Source organism: Rhizobium sp. R711, assembly GCF_002211365.1.
Taxonomy (GTDB): Bacteria; Pseudomonadota; Alphaproteobacteria; order Rhizobiales; family Rhizobiaceae; genus Rhizobium.
Genome location: NZ_LOKZ01000008.1, coordinates 98,798 through 120,073, shown reverse-complemented (window position 1 = coordinate 120,073; position 21,276 = coordinate 98,798). Strand labels below are relative to the sequence as shown.

Annotated in this window: 23 protein-coding genes, 1 tRNA gene and 2 pseudogenes; 18 read left to right on the top strand and 8 right to left on the bottom strand. The window is 58.9% G+C overall.

The genetic code is table 11. The annotated features are described in order from the left end of the window. Window positions 1–49 precede the first annotated feature (49 nt). Window positions 50–126 (top strand) — tRNA-Met (locus ATY80_RS11890). A gap of 291 nt (window positions 127–417) precedes the next feature. Here ATY80_RS11890 and ATY80_RS28920 read toward each other — a convergent pair. Both ATY80_RS28920 and istA read right to left on the bottom strand, forming a co-directional pair. Then, window positions 418–573 (bottom strand): annotated as a pseudogene (locus tag ATY80_RS28920) (ATP-binding protein); the annotation flags it as partial. Window positions 574–1,052: 479 nt separating this feature from the next. After that, window positions 1,053–1,970: pseudogene (gene istA, locus ATY80_RS29580) on the bottom strand (IS21 family transposase); the annotation flags it as partial. 242 nt (window positions 1,971–2,212) lie between these two features. On the opposite strand from istA, the gene ATY80_RS29575 reads away from it, so the two are divergent. The 7 genes from ATY80_RS29575 to ATY80_RS11855 all read left to right on the top strand — a co-directional run bounded on the left by ATY80_RS29575 (window position 2,213) and on the right by ATY80_RS11855 (window position 5,268). Continuing rightward, window positions 2,213–2,446, top strand: a complete 234-nt coding sequence (locus ATY80_RS29575; protein WP_245306825.1) for a hypothetical protein — start codon at window positions 2,213–2,215, stop codon at window positions 2,444–2,446. A gap of 100 nt (window positions 2,447–2,546) precedes the next feature. Then, window positions 2,547–3,320, top strand: a complete 774-nt coding sequence (locus ATY80_RS29570; protein WP_245306824.1) for a hypothetical protein — start codon at window positions 2,547–2,549, stop codon at window positions 3,318–3,320. A gap of 364 nt (window positions 3,321–3,684) precedes the next feature. After that, window positions 3,685–3,951 (top strand): type II toxin-antitoxin system ParD family antitoxin, encoded by a 267-nt coding sequence (locus ATY80_RS11870; protein ID WP_088692623.1) that lies wholly within the window; start codon window positions 3,685–3,687, stop codon window positions 3,949–3,951. 3 nt (window positions 3,952–3,954) lie between these two features. Further along, window positions 3,955–4,275, top strand: a complete 321-nt coding sequence (locus ATY80_RS11865; RefSeq protein ID WP_088692622.1) for a type II toxin-antitoxin system RelE/ParE family toxin — start codon at window positions 3,955–3,957, stop codon at window positions 4,273–4,275. Further along, complete coding sequence (locus ATY80_RS28915) at window positions 4,272–4,424, top strand: hypothetical protein (RefSeq protein WP_189637135.1); 153 nt, start codon at window positions 4,272–4,274, stop codon at window positions 4,422–4,424. Before ATY80_RS11865 ends, ATY80_RS28915 begins: the two co-directional genes overlap by 4 nt. A 65-nt stretch (window positions 4,425–4,489) precedes the next feature. Beyond that, window positions 4,490–4,672: a hypothetical protein gene (locus tag ATY80_RS28910; RefSeq protein WP_189637134.1), complete on the top strand. Its 183-nt coding sequence runs from the start codon at window positions 4,490–4,492 to the stop codon at window positions 4,670–4,672. 413 nt (window positions 4,673–5,085) lie between these two features. Further along, window positions 5,086–5,268: a hypothetical protein gene (locus ATY80_RS11855; RefSeq protein ID WP_245306823.1), complete on the top strand. Its 183-nt coding sequence runs from the start codon at window positions 5,086–5,088 to the stop codon at window positions 5,266–5,268. 72 nt (window positions 5,269–5,340) lie between these two features. Here ATY80_RS11855 and ATY80_RS29565 read toward each other — a convergent pair whose 3' ends face one another. Both ATY80_RS29565 and ATY80_RS11845 read right to left on the bottom strand, forming a co-directional pair. Beyond that, window positions 5,341–5,799, bottom strand: coding sequence for a hypothetical protein (locus tag ATY80_RS29565; RefSeq protein WP_245306822.1), 459 nt, complete (start codon window positions 5,797–5,799; stop codon window positions 5,341–5,343). A gap of 441 nt (window positions 5,800–6,240) precedes the next feature. Next, entirely contained in the window at window positions 6,241–6,720 is a 480-nt protein-coding gene (locus ATY80_RS11845; protein WP_088692620.1) for a hypothetical protein, read from the bottom strand. 1,004 nt (window positions 6,721–7,724) lie between these two features. On the opposite strand from ATY80_RS11845, the gene ATY80_RS11840 reads away from it, so the two are divergent. Continuing rightward, window positions 7,725–8,849, top strand: coding sequence for a helix-turn-helix transcriptional regulator (locus ATY80_RS11840; RefSeq protein ID WP_088692619.1), 1,125 nt, complete (start codon window positions 7,725–7,727; stop codon window positions 8,847–8,849). Between the two features lie 6 nt (window positions 8,850–8,855). On the opposite strand, the gene ATY80_RS11835 is transcribed toward ATY80_RS11840, so the two are convergent. The 3 genes from ATY80_RS11835 to ATY80_RS11825 form a co-directional block, all read right to left on the bottom strand. After that, window positions 8,856–10,166 carry a hypothetical protein gene (locus ATY80_RS11835; RefSeq protein WP_088692618.1) on the bottom strand — a complete coding sequence of 437 codons (1,311 nt, stop codon included), beginning with the start codon at window positions 10,164–10,166 and terminating at the stop codon, window positions 8,856–8,858. A 134-nt stretch (window positions 10,167–10,300) separates the two neighbouring features. Next, on the bottom strand, window positions 10,301–10,606 hold the full coding sequence (gene csgH / locus ATY80_RS11830; protein ID WP_088692617.1) for a curli-like amyloid fiber formation chaperone CsgH: 306 nt from the start codon (window positions 10,604–10,606) through the stop codon (window positions 10,301–10,303). A gap of 60 nt (window positions 10,607–10,666) precedes the next feature. Next, window positions 10,667–11,029 (bottom strand): hypothetical protein, encoded by a 363-nt coding sequence (locus ATY80_RS11825; protein WP_088692616.1) that lies wholly within the window; start codon window positions 11,027–11,029, stop codon window positions 10,667–10,669. Between the two features lie 674 nt (window positions 11,030–11,703). On the opposite strand from ATY80_RS11825, the gene ATY80_RS11820 reads away from it, so the two are divergent. From ATY80_RS11820 to ATY80_RS11810, 3 genes are all read left to right on the top strand, one after another. Then, window positions 11,704–12,408: a GntR family transcriptional regulator gene (locus tag ATY80_RS11820; RefSeq protein ID WP_088692615.1), complete on the top strand. Its 705-nt coding sequence runs from the start codon at window positions 11,704–11,706 to the stop codon at window positions 12,406–12,408. Window positions 12,409–12,536: 128 nt separating this feature from the next. Then, on the top strand, window positions 12,537–13,499 hold the full coding sequence (locus tag ATY80_RS11815; protein ID WP_088692614.1) for a dihydrodipicolinate synthase family protein: 963 nt from the start codon (window positions 12,537–12,539) through the stop codon (window positions 13,497–13,499). Between the two features lie 394 nt (window positions 13,500–13,893). Beyond that, window positions 13,894–14,091, top strand: a complete 198-nt coding sequence (locus ATY80_RS11810; protein WP_245306821.1) for an RNA-directed DNA polymerase — start codon at window positions 13,894–13,896, stop codon at window positions 14,089–14,091. A 108-nt stretch (window positions 14,092–14,199) separates the two neighbouring features. Here the strand turns inward: ATY80_RS11810 and ATY80_RS11805 are convergent, their stop codons facing one another. Further along, the gene (locus ATY80_RS11805) at window positions 14,200–15,237 is read right to left on the bottom strand and encodes an Ldh family oxidoreductase (RefSeq protein WP_088692612.1); all 1,038 of its coding nucleotides are present in this window, start codon (window positions 15,235–15,237) and stop codon (window positions 14,200–14,202) included. A 149-nt stretch (window positions 15,238–15,386) separates the two neighbouring features. Here ATY80_RS11805 and ATY80_RS11800 point away from each other — a divergent pair, with 149 nt between their 5' ends. The 6 genes from ATY80_RS11800 (at window position 15,387) to ATY80_RS11775 (ending at window position 21,272) form a co-directional block, all read left to right on the top strand. Further along, window positions 15,387–16,904 carry an aldehyde dehydrogenase (NADP(+)) gene (locus ATY80_RS11800; RefSeq protein ID WP_088692611.1) on the top strand — a complete coding sequence of 506 codons (1,518 nt, stop codon included), beginning with the start codon at window positions 15,387–15,389 and terminating at the stop codon, window positions 16,902–16,904. 184 nt (window positions 16,905–17,088) lie between these two features. After that, the gene (locus tag ATY80_RS11795; RefSeq protein ID WP_088692610.1) at window positions 17,089–17,898 is read left to right on the top strand and encodes a transporter substrate-binding domain-containing protein; all 810 of its coding nucleotides are present in this window, start codon (window positions 17,089–17,091) and stop codon (window positions 17,896–17,898) included. A gap of 69 nt (window positions 17,899–17,967) precedes the next feature. Beyond that, window positions 17,968–18,633, top strand: coding sequence for an amino acid ABC transporter permease (locus ATY80_RS11790; RefSeq protein ID WP_088692609.1), 666 nt, complete (start codon window positions 17,968–17,970; stop codon window positions 18,631–18,633). A 12-nt stretch (window positions 18,634–18,645) separates the two neighbouring features. Next, window positions 18,646–19,299: an amino acid ABC transporter permease gene (locus ATY80_RS11785; protein WP_088692608.1), complete on the top strand. Its 654-nt coding sequence runs from the start codon at window positions 18,646–18,648 to the stop codon at window positions 19,297–19,299. Beyond that, window positions 19,292–20,014 (top strand): amino acid ABC transporter ATP-binding protein, encoded by a 723-nt coding sequence (locus tag ATY80_RS11780; RefSeq protein WP_088692607.1) that lies wholly within the window; start codon window positions 19,292–19,294, stop codon window positions 20,012–20,014. The genes ATY80_RS11785 and ATY80_RS11780 overlap by 8 nt, the downstream gene beginning before the upstream one ends. A 7-nt stretch (window positions 20,015–20,021) precedes the next feature. Continuing rightward, entirely contained in the window at window positions 20,022–21,272 is a 1,251-nt protein-coding gene (locus ATY80_RS11775; RefSeq protein WP_088692606.1) for an FAD-binding oxidoreductase, read from the top strand. Window positions 21,273–21,276 lie beyond the last annotated feature (4 nt).

Here is a 21,276-nt window from a genome sequence, read left to right as displayed (position 1 = left end):
ACCGGATTTACGCACACCGGATAAGCCGCAAAGCGGCTTACCTAGAGGACGCGGGGTGGAGCAGCCCGGTAGCTCGTCAGGCTCATAACCTGAAGGCCGCAGGTTCAAATCCTGCCCCCGCAACCAAAGTTTACGAATAATATCAAATAGCTCCGGGTCTCCCCGGAGCTATTTTTTTGTCCAAAATCCCCTAGCACAAACCTAGCACAAAACCCGGCGCCGATTTGACCGCTCCTTGAGGTCGTGATTCCCTGTCCCCATATCGAAATGCGTATTCCGATGAAGCCGGCCATCGATTCCGATTTGAAGCCGGCCAGTCTTTCCGATTTCATTCCGGCCAGCGTTCCGATTTGATGCCGGCCATTTCTCGGACTGATCCTGGGTCTGTTTGATGTTTGGATCGGGTTTTGTTTCAGGTCAAGCGTGCGGTATTTCAAGCGCCGTCGGCGAACGCTGTTTTCGCATGCTTTCACCGGTGAGATCGATGCGATAGGCGTTATGAACGAGGCGATCCAGTATGGCGTCGGCGAGCGTGGGGTTTGCGATGATTTCCCACCAGCGATCCAGAGCGATGCAATGCTCTTGCAGTTCAGCCCGCCGATCTCGACAGCGCGTGCTGATACAGCCTCGGCCCGATTGCGTTCGATATCGCGAAACAGGCGAAGCACACCCAGGCATGTTCGAAAGCCCTGTTCGGGATGTGGGCGATCAGCAAGGATTCCGATGACCAGACCTTCTGTCTGAGGGCCGATGGATGCCGCCCAGCGCCGGAAACGATCCGGTGTCCACTCTGCATATCGCCGGTGAGAGCTGGGCATGTGATCCGGATCTGTTCCAAGGCGAGAACCGCCATAGCGGCGCTGATGGGCGGCGACGCGCTTGCCGCGGTGGAAGATCTCGATGGTGCGTGCTGTCGCCCTCAGATCGACCTGCTGGCGAATGAGACTGTGCGGCACGGAATAGAGGAAGGTTTTGAACTCGACGTGGTAATCTGTCGACACGCGGGCCAAACGCCATTCGGCGAATTCGTAGTCTTCACTTGGAAGGCTTGCGAGCGCGGCACGTTCGACACTCTCAAACAGTTGCCGGCGACTAACGCCCAGCCGACGCATGACGTGGTCGTTGATGCGATCGAGTGCCTGGCTGATGGCAGCGTTGGCCTCAGCCAGCGAGAAGAACGTCTGATTGCGCAGCCGCCCCAAAATGCAAGACTGGGCGAAACGGACTCCATTCTCCACTTTCGATTTGTCCTTTGGGCGTCGCGGCCGTGCAGGAAGCACACCGACGCCATAGTGGGAGGCCATCATGCCGTAACTGCGGTTGATCTCGGGATCGTAAAAGCTTGCGCGACTGACGCCCGACTTCAGATTGTCAGGGACGATCAGTCGGGGAACGCCACCCAGGAAACGAAACATCCGCACATGCGAGCCAATCCAGTCGGGGAGTGTTTGCGTCCAGGTCGCTTCAGCATAGGTGAAGCTGGAGGCTCCGAGCACCGCCACGAAGATCTCCGCCTCGCGGATCTCGCCGGTCTTGCGATCAACGATCGGGATCTTCTTGCAGGAATAGTCCACGAAGACTTTGTCACCGGCCGCATGCTCCTGACGCATCGTCGGCGAAAGGCGCTGCTCGAACCCGCGAAAGAGCTCACAAAAGCGGGAATAGCCGTAACCCTCGGGATGCGACCCACGATACTCCTCCCAGAGGATGAGCAGGGTGACACCTGGTTTTTTGAGCTCGACGGCAAGATCGGCCCAGTTCGGCTCGACGCGTCTTCTCGTGCCCTGTTTGATGCCGTTGCGACTGAAGAGCTTGTGCTCAAGCGCATCGTCGGTCAGCTCGCCCGGCAACGGCCAGTTCAATCCAACTGCTGCTGCACGTTGCAGATTATCCTGCACCGTACTTCGTGCAATTCCCAAGACGACCGCAATCTCGCGGGAGCTCGTCCCACTTCCGGCAAGCCGCAGCATTTGTCGTAACTGTCTCATGGTCAGCCTTCTCTTTGCCGGCATCAAAATCCCCTCGTTCATCGCGAGCTATTTGATGCCAAAGTTGCTGACCCAGGGGGTAATCTTCAGTGCCGAAACTGGCCGGTCTTTGATTGGAACGGTGGCCGGCTTCAAATCGGAATGGTGGCCGGTCTTTGATCGGAATGCCGGCCGGCTTCACATCGGAATCCGCATCGAAACCAGAAAATGAACAGGGGGCGTGTATGACGAGCCACGAAATCCTCGGAGGAAAGGTCAACGTCTACCGGCGCGGGGGGCCCACGTGGCATTGCTCGGCATCGGTAAAGGGCCGCCAGTATCGTGCCAGCACCAAGGAAACGCGACTTGAGCAGGCGAAGGCTTTTGCGGAAGACTGGTATCTCGGCTTGAGGGGGCAAGCTGGCAGCAGGACTATTGAAGACGGAGACGACCTTCGCCGAAGCTGCAAAGAAGTTTGAGCAGGAATATGGCGTCATTACCGAAGGTGAGCGCAGTCAGAAATGGGTCGAGGGTCATAGCATTCGCTTGCGTCTCCACCTGATCCCCTTCTTTGGCAAAATGGGCCTTTCGGAAATCAACGCGGGGACGGTTCAGGATTATCGTGTTCACCGGATTGGGTCGGCCACGGCTGGCAAGGCGCCAGCACGCAGTACCCTTCATGATGAAGTCGGTACGTTGCGTCAGGTCCTGAAAACGGCCATCCGCCACAAGTGGCTCAACCATCTTCCCGATCTGTCGCCACCGTATAAGACCCAAGGAAAGATCACGCACCGGCCATGGTTCAGCCCGGTCGAATACAAGCAGCTCTATGAGGCCACGCGTCAGAATGCCAAGGAGCCGAAGAACCCGCACTTCCGTTGGGAAGCGGAGCAGTTGCATGACTTTATCCTGTTCATGGGAAACACGGGCTTGCGCCCGGACGAGGCCAAGCAGCTCCAGCACCGGGACGTGACCATCATCGAAGATCCCGACAGCCGTGAGCGCATCCTTGAAATCGAGGTGCGCGGCAAGCGCGGGATCGGCTGGTGCAAATCCATGCCGGGTGCGGTGAAGCCCTATGAGCGCTTGCGCGATCGCCTGAAGCCGGTTCGCGGGAAGGACAAAGAGGGCGCGAGATTGTCGTCAAGGCTTCCCAGCCGACCGACCTCCTGTTCCCCGGCAATTATCTCAAGATGTTCAATAACCTTCTTGAAGCGCAGAACCTTAAGCTGGACCGGGATGGCAAGCCCAGAACAGCCTATAGCCTACGTCATACTTATATTTGCCTTCGGCTTATGGAAGGTGCTGATGTTTATGCGATTGCCAAGAATTGTCGCGCCAGCGTCGAAATGATTGAAAAATTCTACGCGGCTCACATCAAGACCTCGCTTGATACCGCGTTCATCAATTCCCGAAAGCCCAAGCGTGGCAATCGCGGACGGAAGGTGCCAAGGACGGCGGGAGCGCCGTCCTACCGCGAAAGCCGAGACCGCACGGTCCGGTAAAGACACCCGGACGGGTGTCGCCACAACTCGCTTGCCGATTTGTCAGCCCGCTTGGCGGGCCTTCATAAGAGAGCAGTCTCTTGCCCGGTCATGGTGAACGTTTCATCGTGGCCGGGCGCTATTTGAGAACGAAGATAAGGTATCAATAGTTGATAACAGTTGTTAATTCCGGTTCGGCGACCTATAATGGTATGGACAGGAGGGCACATGCCATGGCGAGTTTTGCGCTGAACGAACATTATGAGAAATTCATCAAGAAGCAGCTTGAATCGGGCCGCTACAACAATGCCAGCGAGGTTGTCCGCGCGGGCTTGCGGTTGCTGGAGGATCAGGAAGACGCCCGTGAGCGTTGGGTGGCTCAGGAGATTCCGGGTCGTTACGCGGATTTGAAGCGCGATCCTTCCAAGGGTGTTTCCCTGGATGATGCCTTCGCCCGCCTTGAGGCTGAGCATCAAGCCCTGCTGGCGAAAGCCAAGTAGGGGATGAAAACATACAAGATCATCCTGCATGAGCGGGCCGAAGGGGAATTGCGCCAGCTTTACCTTGACCTTGCCAGAGACGACAAAGCCGGGCCTGTCGTTGCGTGGAATTATGTTGGCGGTATTCGTCAATTCATTACCGAGCTTTCGACGTTCCCCAAGAGGGGAACGGTCAGGGATGGCCTTATTCCGGGTCTTCGGATTATCGGCTACCGGCGCAGTGCGAGCATCGCATTTGTGGTCGAAGACGCGCATGTTCTGGTTTTGGGTGTGTTCTACGGCGGGCAGGATATTACGGCTGAGGCTCTGGAGGAGAGGCTGTGAGCGATATGGAAAACCAGCAGGACGATCTTTACCCCCTGGAATACTGGGCTGCCCAGAAGGCTCAAGCTACGGCCTTGAAAGCTGAAGCGTCAGAGCATGGTTTGCGGTTGGAAACCTATCTCGTGCCATCCGTCGCCGAATGGGTCTGACCGAAGTTGAGCGGGGCCGGTTTCTTGATCCTTCCGAGGCCGTGTTTGCGGCCATGCAGGTATTTATGGAATTGGATGCGTATCCCGACCTGCGTGAGGAATTGTTTCGCCGCGAGATCACCGCAAGTCTTGAGGACAAGGGTCCGGGCATTCCCGCCGAAGAGGTTTTCGCGAAGTTGAAGGCGACGATCAACAAGGCGGCAGGGCACAAGCCCCCGACATGGGTGAAGGTGCCTTATCCTTCGTAGCGTCAGAGGCAACCAAGTTCCCGCAATCCGATCCCCGAACAGCGTACTCCGATGATCTGCGGCCTGATGAAAAGGGCTGCCAGGGAACCGTTCGGCTGTATTTCCCACGATCATCTTCCATGGCCCTTCGCAACCTGTCGGGCCGTTGTCGTCGGCGGTCTTCCCAAGCGTGATGGCGTTTCGTGTTGACTATGGATCGGGTCCTGTCGTTCCCCGTTACCGGCTGTGCCACGCGGCCGGAAGGGTCGGGGTATGCGCCCGGTTTCTGCCGCCGGCAATCGGCTGCCCGCTCCATTCGCTACGCTCCCGTGTTGCCGTTGCCTGCGTCCGCCTTCGGCTCAGAAACGCGGGCGCAAAGAATCCCCCGACCGGCCACGATAGGCGCAGCCGGATAACCAACGGGAGAACCGAACATGAAACCGACCCAAAAGAGCAAACCCGACTACGCCGTCTACGTCGTGGAAGGGGAAGGCGACAAAACGCACTGGCTGAAGGTGGGCGCCGGATGGACCCATAGTGACGGGGAAGGCATCGACGTATACGCTTACGGCCCTGCCGCTCAACGGGCGTCTGACCATCCGCAAGCCGAAAGCTGAACGGGACGACGCTTAAAGCGTCCCGTTCGGGACATTGAGGGCACTGCGTCTCTTTGATGCAGTGCTCTCTACCTAACGCCTTGCATGACTAGCGGATTCACCGGAGAGGAATGCTTGGACGAAGTGCTCGCTGCGTTCCCACAGTTCGCGCGCGGCCGTTCCGTCATCCTTGAACGCGACGGCCATTGGCTTACCGTTGGAGTACATTTCTCCCGGCTGCCAATCCATTCCGGGCTTCCCCTCGGCGAATGCAGTCAGTACGCGACCGCTCTTCTCCGGGCTGATGGTGATCAGATACTTCAAGGGGGTGTGATAGATGATCCGCATGAAGTGGGTGGTGTCCTTGGCAAAGCTGGAACGCACCACGCCGGGATGGAAGGCGACGGCTGAAATACCGTTTTGGCGGTAGCGGCGGTCGAGTTCCCGCGTAAACAGGACGTTTTCCAGCTTGCCGTACCCGTAGGCGGTGTGAGGCGCGTAACTTGATGATGGTACGGGTGAGGGGGAGGCGTTGCACTTCGGCAGGGTCAAGGAGCCAATACCCGCTTTCGGAGTGGCCCTTCTGGCGATTGCCGCTGTCCCATAACTCCCCGGAATGCCTGACCCCGGACGAGCTGGAAAGCGTCGTCATGTTGCCGAGCATGTTGGCAACATAGGTGGCGGTGTGATTGTTAGTGATGCCGAAAAACACCCGGGCCGAAGCGTTCGCCAGGAATGCTTCCGCACCTCGGCCATAGACCTCATGAATTTGGGGTAAGTTCTGCCAGATCAGGACGGGCGTGCAGTAGGCGCGAAGGAGATGATGGCGGCTGTGGTGCCGTCGTTCAGTTTACTCCATCCGATCAATTCGGCTCCGTACTCAATGCCCTCCAGATTTTCATTTTCGAGCGCACGTTCGACAATGCGTTCTACCTGAAACGAGAGTGGTCTTTGCCACCGGCTTGGTAAGAGGTGGCAGGATTTCCGGTTCAATTACGGTCGGTTTGGGTTGGGGGGCGACCACCGTTGACGTGATGACTTGTGTTTGTGAGTGAGTGTTTCGGGCGCGCTTTCTGCGCCGGAAGTGCGGATAGCCATGATGATATCTCCTGATAGGGTGAGGAGAGGCGGAGCGGTGCGCTCCGCCTCTAGGCTCAGTTGACACGGGCAAGCGCAAAGGGTTTGCGTCTTCCGACGGTGGATGACCCACAACAGCCAGTTTTCGCCGTTCAGGGGATTGCGGTAGACATAGCCGAGCGAGCCTTCGTTGCTAAGCTCGTAGCGCACGAAGATACCGTCCGCTTCAACGCGACGGATACCATTGGCGAACGTGTAGTAGCAGCGGGTGCGTCCGAAAATCTGGTGAACTTCCTCATCGGAAAACCGGGGGCGCCTGGACGCGCTGGTCATTACCGTTAAGGATTTCGAGCGTGATACGAGGACTTGAATACGTTGAAGGTAGGTATTTTTCATAGCTCGTTCTTCCTTCTGTTTGAATGCTCCGTCGTGGGGAGCAGTCCAAGAATTCTGAAAAAACGTTGGAATTTCAAACAAATAACGTTCCTACCGGCGGTATGAAAGTATCCCCCCGCAACCAATCCCCTAAAACTAGAAAGATCTGGGCGGATCTCCCAAGCGGAACCCGTTCCCACCAGCTGCAGAGCAGCCCAACTCTCCTCCGAGGCTGGCGCTCAGCCGCGAAGCTCGTAGAGCTCTGTCTGCCCTGTTCGGCCTCTGACGCTGACCGTTCCGATCGGCATGAAACTGAAACTCTCCTCAACCGCATCGCGGATCGAACTGCTGACAAGGATCGAGGTTCCATAGTCCCGGTTCAGGCCCTCCAGCCGCGAGGCGATGTAACGCTGCTGTTTGAAATAGCAATTTGAGATGGTTGGGTGCCCCCGGTAACCAAGCCCTAAAACTAGAAAAACTGAAAAGATTGACGCGTCTGTTGTGCCTCCGCGCCTGGAAAATCTCCTTGGCCCTCGGTGCTCTTTTGAGCAGGTTGCACAATATATACCCCTATTGTTGTAATAAGTGGGTATATATTAAGCATTTTACAACAAGAGGGCACATGTTATTCTTAGAAGTCTCTAGGTTTTAGAGGGGAGGTCGGGATTACTCCCGACCGGCATTGGCGTTGTTTGGTCTTGGACGACCCAATGAGCGCGGTGTTGTTGTAAGTATTGGCTGCACGAACAGGAAAATACAATCGAGAGGAGACCTCCGATGTTTCGCATTGAGACGTGGCTTCTCTTCGGCTTTTCTTAAGCCGCGAGGCGTGGAGTCGACAGGCGAGTGGCTGGGAACCACCTTCGACCGCACGGTCGGACCGGATGAAGGTAGCCTGAATTACTCATGAGAGGTGAAAGCGCGGCAAAAGTGCCGCTGTATACGGTATCGAACGGATAGCGTTCTGAGAGCACGTGTCCGTATCTGACAATTTGGAAATTCGCCACAGCATTGGAGTGGGTCCGATGATCAATAGCTTTGGTGAAGACATCTACTTGCCTTTGGTGCAACTGATCTATGAGACCGTTGTCAGCCCCCCCGAATGGGAAAAGCTTTTAGCGGAACTGATCGACATCACCAAAGCTGGAGCGGGTGCCGTCGTGGGCTTTAAGGGAGCCGAAGATCGGCGCGCGAGCGTGTTTGCAAAGGGCGTCCCGAAGGTCGCGCTCAGCAATCCGCAGATGATAGCTGCATTGCATGCAGCGACGCTAACCCTTGGGCAAGGGGCGTTCCTGACGGTAGACTTGAAAGCCAAACTCAATCCGCAATGGGACGTGCCTGTACACGAGTGCTTTGGTGCCGAGGGTAGCCTTCTCATGCTCTTGCTCGTCAAGGAAGGCGGGCGCCGCATTACACTGATGCTTCAATTTGATCGGCCAGGTCGAAGCGAAACAGACAGAGCTGTTGAAACTCTGATGAAATTACTGCCGCACTTTCAGACGGCCTTTGCCATACAAAAGGCTACGCTTCTGGAGCGTGAAAAATCCGCACATATGGAAAGCGCCTTCTTTAGTTCATCGGCACCCTCTGCCCTCATCACCGAGGACTATCAGGTGCGCCTGGCGAATGCGAGTTTCGAAAAGTTTGTCGAAGCGTCCCATCTGCTCGTCGAATATAGCGACACGGTGATCGATTTCGTCGATATTGCTCTTCAGGAAGAAATTACTCGGCTGATCGGCATGGCGGCCACCCATGGGCGTGTCCGGCACGTCGCTTGGGTCGAAGACAAGGTAAAGAACATCAAGTGGCTTGTCAGTGTGGACGCATTGTCGGGACGGGTTGGCTTGGGATCGCAATTCAAGAATGTCTTTGGCACCAACGAGCGTGTTTACATGCTCACGATACGCGAACTTGGTGGAAACAGCCTGCTGGCGCCTGACACAATCAAGTCCATTTTTGGCTTGACGCCGACGGAGGCCGATCTTGCCTATTGCCTCTTGAGGGGAGAAACAGCATCGGAAATTGCGCGGCAGCGCGGTGTCTCAAAAAACACCGTCCACAATCAGCTTGCTTCGGCGATGGCACGCGTGGGCGTTAACCGGCAGACGCAGTTTCTGCACTGCCTTTCGATGCTTTCAGCCATGTGCTGATCGTGCTCAGAACCGCCAGGTAATGCTGACGGAAACGTTGTAGTCGATCGCGTGACTCATGCCGATGGTAGGCGACACGCCACCTGCGTCTGCGACGTAATTGATCGTCGGCACCTTGTTGACGTAGTCGATCCCGGCGTTCAAACCGACAAGCAGGTTCTCCTTGGGCGCATAGCGCAGCCCGGCGCCAATTCCGGCAAGCAGGCTGGCATCGTCACGCGTTTCGGAGACGAAGTCGAAAGCGCCCGTCGATACACTCGGCAGGACCGCAGAGTAGTGGCTTCTATAACGCGAGTGAAGGTAAGCGCCACCCAATCTCGCATCGAGCGAGACGCTGAGATCCGGTTGCAGTGCCTTAGCGACCGAGAGCTCGGCCAACGCGCCGACATAGCGTGCATCAAGTTCGTCGTTCTGTGCGACGCCGACCTGCGGAACCACCACGCCTGGGATACTGGTTCCTATAACCAGCGTCCGGCGAAAATCCACATCACGATCGATCGAGCGATACATCGGACCGAATTTGGGGGTCACCGTCCAGCCGCCTTGCAGGTCGACCGGAGCACCGAGCAACAATTCTTGATCGATGACCGTCGTATCCTCGTCGCGCTCATCGATGATAGCGCTACTGCTAAGGTCACCAGTTGCTTGCAGGGTAAGGCCGGTATTGTCGGCATAGGCCGCATAGGCCGCTGCGCTGGGCGTCCCACCATTGGTCACAAGCGCAGTGAATACGCCGCCGGTAATCGAGCTGGTTGACGCAAACTGTGTAATCCGGCCAGTGGGATCCGAAGACGACGCCGTGGAGTTAATGTGCGCCGTCCCGCCCGCGCTGTCGTTTACCGTGACATCAGCCACTGCAGCCGCAGGGAGGATGCCAACCGGTGACGCGGTGAGAGTATTGACACTGCCGTTGGCCGTGTTGCCAAACCTTAGGTTCAGGGAATTCTGACCGGCAAGGCTCGTTCGGCTCGTGGAATTGGACGAAAGGTCCGCGATGCTGCCGTTCCACTCCAGAACAAAGGGTTGCGACCCTATCTGCCCCAGCGGCAGATCCAGGCTGATGCCGATATTGAGGCCGTCGTCAACGACCCTGCTGTCTCCGCTTCCGAAGAAATCGGGCCTTCGCGAACCCCAGCTCGGCAAGCTAAGCCAGTTGATGCCGGTGCCGATCTCTAGGCTAGGCGCGGTGTCCTCGTTCTGCGGTGTTAGCTTGGTGTCGTCGGCAAGTGCAGGGGAGGTCGTGCCAGTAAGGCTTGCTAGAGCCGCAACCAGAATTGCGGCCATTTTCTGGGGCAGAACGGCTTGGCGGATCCGCATTCTCTCGTCACCTCAAGATGGCACCGACGCAGGCCGGCGCGACACGCTGAGGTCTATTACTATTATAATTTAGTATACAATCAATTAGCCGCGGTATCCGCGCGTGGGGAGTTGGTGCCATCGGTGCATAAATGTCACGGCACGGATACCACGCAGAGCTTCTCGCCGTTCGGACCATAGACGGTGAGCCGGGCGCTCCATCCGTTCGGCGACACGGAGACGGTTGATCTTGAAAGCGCGAGCCGTCCCGGGTTGTCCTTCTGGAAATCACCGCCTTGAACGTTGCTTGACGTATTGCCATTGGAACTCGAGAAAATCTCGAACTGATAACTTCCTTCGCCGCGACCGTCGCTTTCGATCGTCGGGACCAGGGTCATGGCATCCCCACTCTCCTTATGATGCTCGATGATGCAATGGACGGGGGGGAGGGCAGTAATCATTGTAGGACTCCATCGTAAAGGAGGTCAGCGGCACGGCCGCTGACCTAAAGATATACTCGACTAATGCTGGATGGTCACAGAGTTGTTGCCCACGCCGGACTGGTAGGTCTGCGAGTTGTTGCCATGGCCAAACTGCAGCGTACCAGAGACGTTTCCTAGACCCTGTTGTACGGTAAGCGAGTCGTTATGGAAGCCGAATTGGGCCGTTCCGGATTGATTGAATGCACCATGTTGAATGGTCGTCGAGCTATTCCAGCCGCCGAGCTGCCCGGTGCCGCTGAAGTTACGGAAGCCGCTCTGGGCCGTGCCGGCGCTGTTGCCCCAGCCGCTTTGAGATGTGATGGACAGATTTTCCGCAGCGAATGCGCCGGAAATCGATGAAAGAGCAAACACGGTTGCAATTACTAGGCCCTTGATTTTCATTGTATCTCTCCTCTTCCTCCCGCCGGAATTGACGGTTGGAGAGACACTACCCCATCGCTAGTCGCGCTAGGGCTGCAAAGCTTGCCTAACTCAAGAGGGAAGTCTCTAGTTTGAGCCAAGGAATATGGCTGCGAATTGGTTAGAGAGCGTGATTGGTGGTCTATTGCGCCATGCCAATAGGGATCTTCGCCAGAAGATTGGGAAAGAGTAACAGCTGCGTTTTTCCACGTCTTTGCCGCGCATAGCGCCGCCGGCGGAAGATATACAACTATACGCTTTGAAAGTATACGCGCCTACGACCCAGGCAACGTTTTGCCCGGAAGCCCGAGCATCCGGCAAGATGATGACGAGGCGATCCGCTGACCACCCCGTCGACCAGGGCGATGTCGCTGCCCTTGGATGTCGCCAGTTAAAAGTGCGGCGCCCCGCAAGGTGCGGAAAAATCTATGGCGCGAACGACAGCGATCAGTGAGCGCATAGCACAGCCAATCCAGGCGAAACGTCAGGCCGGGCGAGAGCGTCGCCAGCAGTCTAGCTACAGCTAGGTTGTCAATGTTCCCGCCGCGCCCTTTTCTCGTTGATGCGACCCTGGCCTTTCGCTCGCCGGGGTTGCCGGTGCTATTGATCCGATGTGCAAGAAAAAGTATTCCTTTTGTCGACAAAAGGATTCCAGGATGACTGATAACGATACGAATTCCACTCCTGAACGCAAGCGCGGCTCCGGCGTCAAGGTGGTCTATGACCTCCTGCGCGACGAGATCCTTGATCTGGTTTTGCCACCCGGCAGCCCGATCGACGAGGTGCAGCTGGCCGAGCGGTTTAAGATGTCGCGCACACCGATCCGCGAGGCGCTGGTTCGGTTAGCGGGCGAGGGGCTGATAGATACGTTGCCCAATCGTTCGACCATGGTCTCGAACATCGATTTCTTCAACATGCACACCTTCTTCGATGCGCTGGTACTGATGTATCGCGTGACCACGCGCCTGGCCGCCCAATATCATCGTGCCGAGGACCTGCAGGTAATCCGCGCGCGTCAGGCCGAGTTTGCTGCCGCCGTGGCGGCGCAGGACGCTTTGGGAATGATTGCCACAAACGCCGCCTTCCATTCGGCCATCGCCGAGGCGGGTCGAAACGCCTATTTCACTGGCCTTTTCAATCGCCTTCTCGACGAGGGACGGCGCATCCTGCGGCTCTATTACCAGTCGTACGAGGACCGTTTGCCGCAACGTTTCGTCGACGAGCACGAGGACATTATCGCGGTCATAGCAGCGCGCGACGCCGAGGCCGCCGACCGCTTAGCGACGATCCATGCCGAGCAGATCGTACAGCAGATACAGAAGCTTTTCGCACGCGGCGGCAAGCTGGATATTGCTCTTTGATCTGCTGCATAATTTTTGTCGACAAATAATATGCAAGTTGCTATAACGACCTTCGACGACATGGGGGGGCCGGGTCAGCGCTCACGCACCGACCCCTTCCGTCCCCCAGGGCAAACAGGAGTTTCTCAATGAAGGCCAAGATTTTTTCCGGTGTAATCCCGGCTCTGATGACCCCCTGCAAGCAGGATCGTACCCCCGACTATGACGCCCTCGTCCGCAAGGGGCAGGAGCTGATCGCCCAGGGCATGTCGGCAGTCGTTTACTGCGGCTCCATGGGTGACTGGCCGCTCCTCACCGATGCGCAGCGCATGGAAGGCGTGGAGCGCCTGGTGAAGGCCGGCGTTCCGGTCATCGTCGGCACTGGCGCCGTCAACAGCGCGTCTGCGGTTGCCCATGCGGCGCATGCCCAGAAGGTTGGGGCAAAAGGTCTGATGGTCATCCCGCGTGTCCTGTCGCGCGGCTCGGTGATTGCGGCCCAGAAGGCGCACTTCAAGGCGATCCTGAAGGCTGCTCCGGATCTTCCGGCGGTCATCTACAACAGCCCCTACTATGGCTTCGCCACGCGCGCCGATCTGTTCTTTGCGCTCCGTGCCGAACATCCGAACCTCGTCGGCTTCAAGGAGTTCGGTGGCGCGGCAGATATGCGCTATGCGGCAGAGAACATCACCAGCCGCGATGATGACGTTTCGCTGATGATCGGTGTCGACACGGCTGTCTTCCACGGCTTCGTAAATTGCGGTGCGACCGGCGCCATCACGGGCATCGGCAACGTCCTGCCGAAGGAAGTGCTGCATCTTTGCAACCTGGCCCAAGCCGCCGCTGCCGGCGACGCGGATGCCCGCCAGCGGGCGCTGGAGCTCGAGCAGGCGCTGGCCGTCCTCTCTTCGTTTGACGAAGGCCCGGACCTCGTGCTGTTCTTCAAGCACATGATGGTGCTGAAGGGCGACAAGGAATACACGCTGCATTTCTACGAAACGGACGTTCTGACGGACAGCCAGCGCGGCTACGTCGAGTCTCAGTTCAAGCTTTTCAATACCTGGTACGCAGAGTGGAGCAAACTCCCCGGCGCTGTTGAGAAGTACAGGGCCTGATTTCAAGAACTCTCAAATCGAAAGGCCCTCCGTTTGGAGGGCCGTTTCGCATGTGCGCCCAGCATGGGCGCACTCTTGCGGGTGTAAGTCCCACCGTAAGCTGGTCATGGCGAGGGAAGTGAAGCGCAACTGCGCAAGGGCGACTGAGCGTGGAGAGGAAGCGTCGATCGAAACGGCAGTCGCTGGGCCGATCTGAACGCCGACATTGTTGACGGAGATGTGGTCATCAAGCGAACCAGAGGCACGCCGCAGGGTGGCCGACTTCGCCTGAAGGTGAACGAGACCAAGAGCGCCGTTGCCAGCGTCTTCGGCCGCAAATTCCTCGGCTATGCATTCTGCAAAGCACCGGGGCGGGTGGTCAAGAGACGGGTTGCCGACATGGATGCGCCATCGTGTGAGGGTAATCCAGCTCAAGCAATGGAAGCACGGCAGGACGATCGTCCGGGAAATGATGGCAAGGGGAGCGAAACCTCTTGTGGCTCAGCAAGTGGCAGCCAATGCCGGTCGCTGGTGGCGCAACAGCGGCAAAGTCCTCAACGCCATCCTCACCATCAGATGGGCTGACCAACTTGGAATGCTCGAGCTCGTCTAACCTCAATCGCTCGAACCTCCCGGCGCGGACCCGCATGCCGGGTGGTGTGGCAGGGTGCGATCAAATCGATCTCCCCTATGCCGATTATCAGCGATGTCAGGCGGCGGCTCAGGCCACCGCATCCAGGCCGAGTGCGAACAACCGTTCGAGCTGCTTGATCTCGGCGTCGGTCAGCGTGATGCCATCGGTCTCCGATTTCGCGCGTGCCACATAGCGGCGCTGCGAAGGCAGGCGGGCGCCCTGGCCAATGATTGCCTCGAACAGTGTCTCGGCCCGTGCAAACGGATTGCCTGGCCGGCCGGCTGCGAAGGCTTCGGGAAAGAAGGCGATGATCAACTCGCCGTGGAACGGCGCAAGCGTGGTCGTGCCAAGATAGTCCAGCACCTCAGGGCTCGTCAGATCGCCGATCATGATGCCGGCCAACAGCTCGATCATCGTACCGATCGCAGATCCCTTGTGTCCTCCGAAGGGCAGCATGGCGCCGGCAAGCGCAGCGTTCGGATCGGTCGTCGGATTGCCTTCGGCATCGATCGCCCAGCCCTCTGGCAGCGACTTGCCGGCTCGTCGATGCAGTTCGATTTCGCCGCGCGCGGCGACCGACGTTGCAAAATCGAAGACGTAAGGCGGTTGGCCGGCGCGCGGCCAGGCGAAGGCGAAAGGGTTGGTGCCGAGCAGCGGCTTGTTGCCGCCAGTCGGTGCAACGGTCGCATAGCTCGGGCACATCACCAAGCCTGCAAGCCCCTGTTCGGTCAGCGCTTCCGCTTCCGGCCAGAGTGCGGAGAAATGTGTGCAGTCGTTGATAACGAGTGCCGCAAGTCCGCACGAGCGGGTGCGTTCCACGAGCGCCGGCAGGCCGAGTTCGAAGGCGGGATTGGCAAAGCCGCCCTTGGCGTTGACCTTCACAATCGCCGACCCCTCCTGCAGCAGCAGTTCCGGCACCGCATCCGGCTTCACCTTGCCTGCCTTGACGGTGCGCAACGCACCCTCGATCCGGTAGATGCCGTGCGATTTGCAGGCATCGCGTTCCCCGGCAACGATCACGCGAGCGAGTGCGCCGGCTTGGATCTCGTTGAGGCCGGCCTTGCGAAAGATCGCATCGACCCGCTCCTGCAGTGCCGGGACGGTCAGGGTGGTGTTATCGCTCATCTTATGTCTCTCATGGATGGCCCGGCCGCCGATGGCGATCGAGTGTTGATGTTATAAATACATAGAGTATACAAAGATTCGACTTGCGCAATTCGCCTCCGGATGGATTTTCGCGTAAAGCACCCCGGCCCTCAAGAAAGGAATCGCAGATGGTCTTCACTCCCAATGGAAAACACCTCGTCGCGGGCGAATGGCTCGATGGAGCGGGTACTTTTGCATCCGCGCCGGCGCATGGTCCAGTGCATCAATTCGCTATTGGCACGGTCGACTTGGTGAACCGCGCTTGCAAGGCAGCCGAAGATGCATTCTGGAGCTATGGCTACTCGACGCGCGCACAGCGGGCGGCGTTCCTTCGCGCCATCGCTGACGAGATCGAGGCTCGTGCCGAGGCAATCACAGAGATCGGTAGCCAGGAAACGGGCCTGCCAGAAGCGCGCCTGCAGGGCGAACGCGGTCGCACGACCGGCCAGCTGCGTCTCTTCGCCGACCATATCGAAAAGGGCGAATACCTCGACCGCCGCCTGGATGCTGCATTGCCAGACCGTCAACCTGCGCCGCGCCCGGAGATCCGGCTCATCCAGCGCCCGGTCGGCCCGGTGGCTGTCTTCGGAGCTTCGAACTTCCCCCTGGCCTTCTCGACTGCCGGCGGTGATACGGCGGCCGCACTCGCGGCGGGTTGCCCTGTCGTGGTCAAGGGGCATTCGGCGCATCCTGGAACAGGCGAAATTGTCGCGCAGGCCATCGAGGCGGCCATTCGCAAGACGGGTGTTCATCCTGGCGTCTTCTCGCTGATCCAAGGCGGCAACCGTGACGTCGGTCATGCGCTCGTGCAGCATCCGCGGATCAAGGCCGTCGGCTTCACCGGCTCGCTCGCCGGCGGTCGCGCGCTCTTCAATCTCTGCGCAGCGCGGCCGGAGCCGATCCCCTTCTTCGGCGAACTCGGTTCGGTCAATCCGATGTTCCTCCTGCCCGAGGCGTTGAAGGCACGCGCCGAAACGCTGGGTCAGGGCTGGGCCGGGTCGCTGACCATGGGCGCCGGCCAATTTTGCACCAATCCCGGCATCGCCGTAGTGGCGGAAGGCGCCGATGCCGATCGCTTTGTTGCCGCAACGGTCGAAGCACTGGGCAAGGTAGCGCCACAGACCATGCTGACCGATGGTATCGCGAAGGCCTACCAGGATGGGCAGTCACGCTTTGCAACTCGCAATACGGTCAAATCGCTGTTCACCAGCGAGTCCTCCGGCCGCTCAGCCGCTCCGAACCTGTTTGAGACGACTGGCGCACAGTTCCTCGCCGATCACGCCCTGGGCGAAGAGGTCTTCGGACCGCTCGGCCTTGTCGTGCGTGTGCAGACGATCGATGAGATGGAGCAGCTCGCTCGTGGCTTCGAAGGTCAGTTGACGGCGACGATCCATATGGATGCAGGCGACATTTCCGACGCCCGTCGTCTGCGCCCCGTGCTGGAACGCAAGGCAGGACGCGTCCTGGTCAATGGATTCCCGACCGGGGTCGAGGTGGTCGATTCCATGGTCCATGGCGGACCCTATCCGGCTTCGACCAACTTTGGGGCAACGAGCGTCGGCACGATGTCGATCCGGCGCTTCCTCCGCCCGGTTTCGTACCAGAACATGCCGGAAGATCTCCTGCCGGAAGATTTTCTCGGCTGATTCCTATCAAGGGTAGAAAAGCAAAGGGCGGCCACGACTTGGCCGCCCTTTTTTGTCGACATCGCCGCTATTCAACTTATACTTTTTGCATACTTCATGTATTTTAGCATTGATTTGCGCGCGCCGACGGGGAATAGTGCGCCTCGCTGTCAATCGACAAACCAACTCTGGGAGAGAGAATAGAATGAAACCCTCGGTCCTCGCCTTCAGCCTTCTGGCCACCGCCACCCTTCTGACCAGCCCGGCCAAGGCCGATAAGCTGGATGACATTATCGGCTCGGGCACGTTGCGCTGCGCTGTCGTGCTGGACTTCCCGCCGATGGGTTCGCGCGACGAGAACAACAATCCGATCGGCTTCGACGTGGACTATTGCAACGATCTGGCCAAGGCGCTGGGCGTAACTGCCGAAATCGTTGAAACCCCGTTCCCTGAACGCATTCCGGCACTGATGTCGGGTCGCGTCGATGTCGGCGTCGCCTCGACGTCCGACACGCTGGAGCGTGCTAAGACCGTTGGCATGACGGTGCCCTACTTTGCCTTCGAGATGGCGGTTACCGCCAATGAGAAGTCGGGTGTGAAGTCCTTTGAAGACATGAAGGGCAAGGTTGTCGGCGCCACAGCCGGCACCTACGAAGCAATCGCGCTCGAACAGCAGGTCAAGGCCTGGGGCGTTGGTGAGTTCCGTCCTTACCAGACGCAGGCCGACGTGTTCCTGGCACTGAGCCAGGGCCAGCTTGACGCCACCGTCTCGACCTCGACCGTTGCTCAGGCCAACGTCAAGACCGGCAAGTTCCCAGGCATCGCAGTGGTCGGCAAGGCGCCGTTCGATATCGACTACGTCGCACTCTTCACCAACCGCGAAGAATACGGCCTCGTCAACTACCTGAACCTGTTCATCAACCAGCAGGTTCGTACTGGCCGCTACGCCGAACTCTACAAGAAGTGGGTTGGCGGCGACGTCCCGTCGCTCGCGGTCAACGGCGTTTACCGCTAATCCGTGCCGTTTCTCCCGCGGCGCGAGGTCATTCCTCGCGCCGTAGCTTTACGAAAAGGTGAGACGGTCATGTTCAACTACACCTTCCACTGGAACCAAGCGTTCAAGGCCTTGCCGCATATGCTGGACGGCGCGCTCGTCACGCTGCAGATTGCGCTCATGTCCATGATCGTCGGACTGGCTTGCGCGATCGGGCTGACCCTGTTCCGACTATCGGGAAACCGCATTCTGAATGGTTTTGCCACGGCCTGGGTCGAGATCGCGCGAAACACGCCTGCGCTCTTCCAGATCTACATGGCCCATTTCGGGCTCGGCAACTTCGGTATTCACCTCACCCCGTTTACCGCGCTTCTGGTCGGTATCGCCTTCAACAATGCCGGCTATCTCGCAGAAAATTTCCGCGGCGCGCTAAAAGCGATCCCGGACACGCAGACACGCGCCGGGCGCTCGCTTGGCATGACGTCGATGCAGGCTTTTCGCCTGATCGTGCTGCCGCAGATGCTGCGCGTGGCCTTTCTGCCGGCGACCAATCAGATGGTTTGGGCCGTCCTGATGACATCGCTCGGCGTGACCGTCGGCATGAACACCGATCTTGCCGGTGTGACGCAAGAGCTGAACGCGCGCTCCTTCCGCACCTTTGAATTCTTCGCCTTGGCTGCCGTGATCTACTACGTCATCGCCAAGTTTCTGACCCTTGCCGCCCGCGCACTCGCCTGGCGTATGTTCCGCTACTGAGAGAGGTGAGAGATGTTTAGTGCTGCCCTCACCTGGAGTGATCTGGCCTTCCTCGCGCAAGGCGCGGGAATGACGCTTGCGGTCACGGTCGTTTCGGTTGTTGCCGGGACCATTCTCGGTATCCTTTTTGGGATGATCCGCGTCGAACTCGGACCCTACTGGTCGGCGCCGCTGACCTTCACGCTCGACGTCTTCCGCTCGGTGCCTTTGTTGATCCAGCTCGTGCTTGGCAACGCCCTCCAGTCGATCATGCGGCTTGGCTGGCCCCCGTTCACGACTTCCTGCGTCGTGCTGTCGCTCTATACGGCCGCCTATTGCACCGAGATCGTTCGCGGCGGCATTTCCGCGGTACCGCCAACCACGCGCCGCGCGGCTCGCTCGCTCGGCATGACCTGGTGGCAGGACATGCGCTATATTGTTGCGCCGCTCGCCACCCGCGTTTCGCTTCCCTCCTGGATCGGCCTGACGCTCGGCGTCATGAAGGATTCAGCGCTGGTGCTCTGGCTCGGCCTGATCGAGCTGTTGCGCGCCTCGCAGATTCTCGTGACCCGGCTGCAGGAGCCGCTGTTCATTCTGATGATCTGCGGTGCCGTCTACTTCATTATCAGCTTTCCCATCGCCCGGATTGGCGGGTATCTCGAAAAACGGTGGTCTCCCAATGATTGAGATTGAAAACGTCCGCAAATCCTTCGGCCCTTTGGAGGTTCTGAAGGGCATCAACCTCACTGTCCCGAAGGGTGAGGTGCTGACCATCATTGGTGGCTCCGGTTCGGGAAAGTCGACGCTGCTCACCTGTATCAACGGCCTAGAAGCAATTGACAGCGGTCGTATTGTCGTTGACGGCACTGATGTCCATGCCAAGGCGACCGACCTCAACAAGCTCCGCCGCAAGCTCGGCATCGTCTTCCAGCAGTGGAACGCTTTCCCGCATCTGACCGTGCTGGAAAACGTCATGCTCGCGCCGCGAAAGGTGATCGGCCTCTCCAAGGCGGAAGCCGAAGCGATCGCCGTGAAGCAGCTCACCCACGTCGGCCTTGGGGAGAAGCTCAAGGTCTATCCGAACCGTATGTCCGGCGGCCAGCAGCAGCGCATGGCGATTGCCCGGGCGCTGGCCATGTCGCCGGAATACATGCTGTTCGATGAGGTCACCTCAGCGCTTGACCCGCAGCTTGTCGGCGAAGTGCTAGACACGCTGCGCATGCTCGCCTCCGAAGGAATGACGATGATCTGTGTCACGCACGAAATGAAGTTCGCACGTGAAGTGTCAGACCGCGTTGCCTTCTTCCACAAGGGCGTGATGGCCGAGATAGCTCCGCCCGAAGAGCTGTTCGGTGCGCCGAAGAACCCGGAGCTGCAGGCTTTTCTGGCTGCTACCCATTGAGGCAATGATGAACAATCAAAACCAACCTGACGTCATTGTGATCGGCGCGGGTGTCGTTGGACTTTCCGCGGCGATCGCAGCACAGGCAAGAGGGCTTTCCGTGGTCGTACTCGACCGGGAGGCCCCCGCTGCTGGAGCATCGGCAGGAAATGCCGGCGCCTTCGCCTTTACCGACATCCTGCCGCTTGCCTCGCCCGGCATCCTGAAGAAAGCGCCGAAGTGGCTTCTCGATCCGCTCGGCCCGCTGTCGGTGCCGCCTTCCTATGCCTTGCAGATAGCGCCGTGGATGTTCCGGTTCTGGCGTGCCTGCGCGCCGGGCCGTGTCGCTCATTCGACTGCGGCGCAAACCGCGCTGATGGACCTTTCGAAGGCCGAGCTCGAGCCATTCCTTCAGCAGGCCGGCACCGCTGCCATGCTGCGCAAGGACGGCAATCTGCAGGTCTACGAAGGCGAAGCGGAATTGAAGGCCTCGCTTCCCGGCTGGAAGGCGCGGGAAGCGCATGGGATCGAGTTCCATCACCTTGATGCCAAGGGTATCGCCGAGATCCAACCGGGTCTGGCGCCGCGCTTTACTCACGGCACCTTCACGCCCGGCTGGTACTCGATCGCCGATCCCAAGCTATATACCCTGGCCCTGGCGGATCATTTCCGCGCCTTGGGCGGCGCGATCGAGCGCGCAGAAGTCACGACTTTGCGTCCCGGCGAGGGCGGCGTCGATGTTGTAAGCGTCGATGGAGCCTCGCGACGTGCTGCACGGGTGGTTCTGTCGGCGGGCGCCTTTTCGCACCAAGTGGCCCGCACGATCGGCGAGAACATTCCGCTCGAAACGGAGAGGGGCTACAATACCACGCTTCCTCCCGAGGCTTTCGACCTGCGGACGCAAATTACCTTCGGCAGCCACGGTTTTGTCGTTACCCGGCTATCGACGGGTATCCGCATCGGTGGCGCCGTTGAACTCGGAGGTCTCAAGCTCCCGCCGAATTTCCGCCGCTCGGACGCGATGCTGCAGAAGGCGCGCAATTTCCTGCCCGGCCTGAAGCCGCAGGGCGGCGTGCAATGGATGGGGTTCCGCCCGTCCTTGCCCGACAGCCTGCCCGCCATCGGCCAAGCCCGTGACACGCAGCGGGTGATCTACGCTTTCGGTCACGGCCATCTCGGCTTGACGCAGTCGGCAGGCACCGCACGGATCGTCGCGGATTTGTTGACTGGCAAGAAGCCCGCGATCGACATCACGTCCTTCTCGCCCCAAAGATTCTGACGGA

Coding starts and splice junctions, on each gene's coding strand:
- ATY80_RS11790 (WP_088692609.1), top strand. CDS start 17,968: ATGTTCAACTACACCTTCCACTGGAACCAAGCGTTCAAGGCCTTGCCG.
- ATY80_RS11855 (WP_245306823.1), top strand. CDS start 5,086: ATGAAACCGACCCAAAAGAGCAAACCCGACTACGCCGTCTACGTCGTG.
- ATY80_RS11805 (WP_088692612.1), bottom strand. CDS start 15,237: ATGAGCGATAACACCACCCTGACCGTCCCGGCACTGCAGGAGCGGGTC.
- csgH (WP_088692617.1), bottom strand. CDS start 10,606: ATGATTACTGCCCTCCCCCCCGTCCATTGCATCATCGAGCATCATAAG.
- ATY80_RS11835 (WP_088692618.1), bottom strand. CDS start 10,166: ATGCGGATCCGCCAAGCCGTTCTGCCCCAGAAAATGGCCGCAATTCTG.
- ATY80_RS11800 (WP_088692611.1), top strand. CDS start 15,387: ATGGTCTTCACTCCCAATGGAAAACACCTCGTCGCGGGCGAATGGCTC.
- ATY80_RS11825 (WP_088692616.1), bottom strand. CDS start 11,029: ATGAAAATCAAGGGCCTAGTAATTGCAACCGTGTTTGCTCTTTCATCG.
- ATY80_RS11865 (WP_088692622.1), top strand. CDS start 3,955: ATGAAAACATACAAGATCATCCTGCATGAGCGGGCCGAAGGGGAATTG.
- ATY80_RS29570 (WP_245306824.1), top strand. CDS start 2,547: ATGGGCCTTTCGGAAATCAACGCGGGGACGGTTCAGGATTATCGTGTT.
- ATY80_RS29575 (WP_245306825.1), top strand. CDS start 2,213: ATGACGAGCCACGAAATCCTCGGAGGAAAGGTCAACGTCTACCGGCGC.
- ATY80_RS11815 (WP_088692614.1), top strand. CDS start 12,537: ATGAAGGCCAAGATTTTTTCCGGTGTAATCCCGGCTCTGATGACCCCC.
- ATY80_RS11775 (WP_088692606.1), top strand. CDS start 20,022: ATGAACAATCAAAACCAACCTGACGTCATTGTGATCGGCGCGGGTGTC.
- ATY80_RS28910 (WP_189637134.1), top strand. CDS start 4,490: ATGGAATTGGATGCGTATCCCGACCTGCGTGAGGAATTGTTTCGCCGC.
- ATY80_RS11785 (WP_088692608.1), top strand. CDS start 18,646: ATGTTTAGTGCTGCCCTCACCTGGAGTGATCTGGCCTTCCTCGCGCAA.
- ATY80_RS11870 (WP_088692623.1), top strand. CDS start 3,685: ATGGCGAGTTTTGCGCTGAACGAACATTATGAGAAATTCATCAAGAAG.
- ATY80_RS11780 (WP_088692607.1), top strand. CDS start 19,292: ATGATTGAGATTGAAAACGTCCGCAAATCCTTCGGCCCTTTGGAGGTT.
- ATY80_RS11795 (WP_088692610.1), top strand. CDS start 17,089: ATGAAACCCTCGGTCCTCGCCTTCAGCCTTCTGGCCACCGCCACCCTT.
- ATY80_RS11845 (WP_088692620.1), bottom strand. CDS start 6,720: ATGAAAAATACCTACCTTCAACGTATTCAAGTCCTCGTATCACGCTCG.
- ATY80_RS11840 (WP_088692619.1), top strand. CDS start 7,725: ATGATCAATAGCTTTGGTGAAGACATCTACTTGCCTTTGGTGCAACTG.
- ATY80_RS11820 (WP_088692615.1), top strand. CDS start 11,704: ATGACTGATAACGATACGAATTCCACTCCTGAACGCAAGCGCGGCTCC.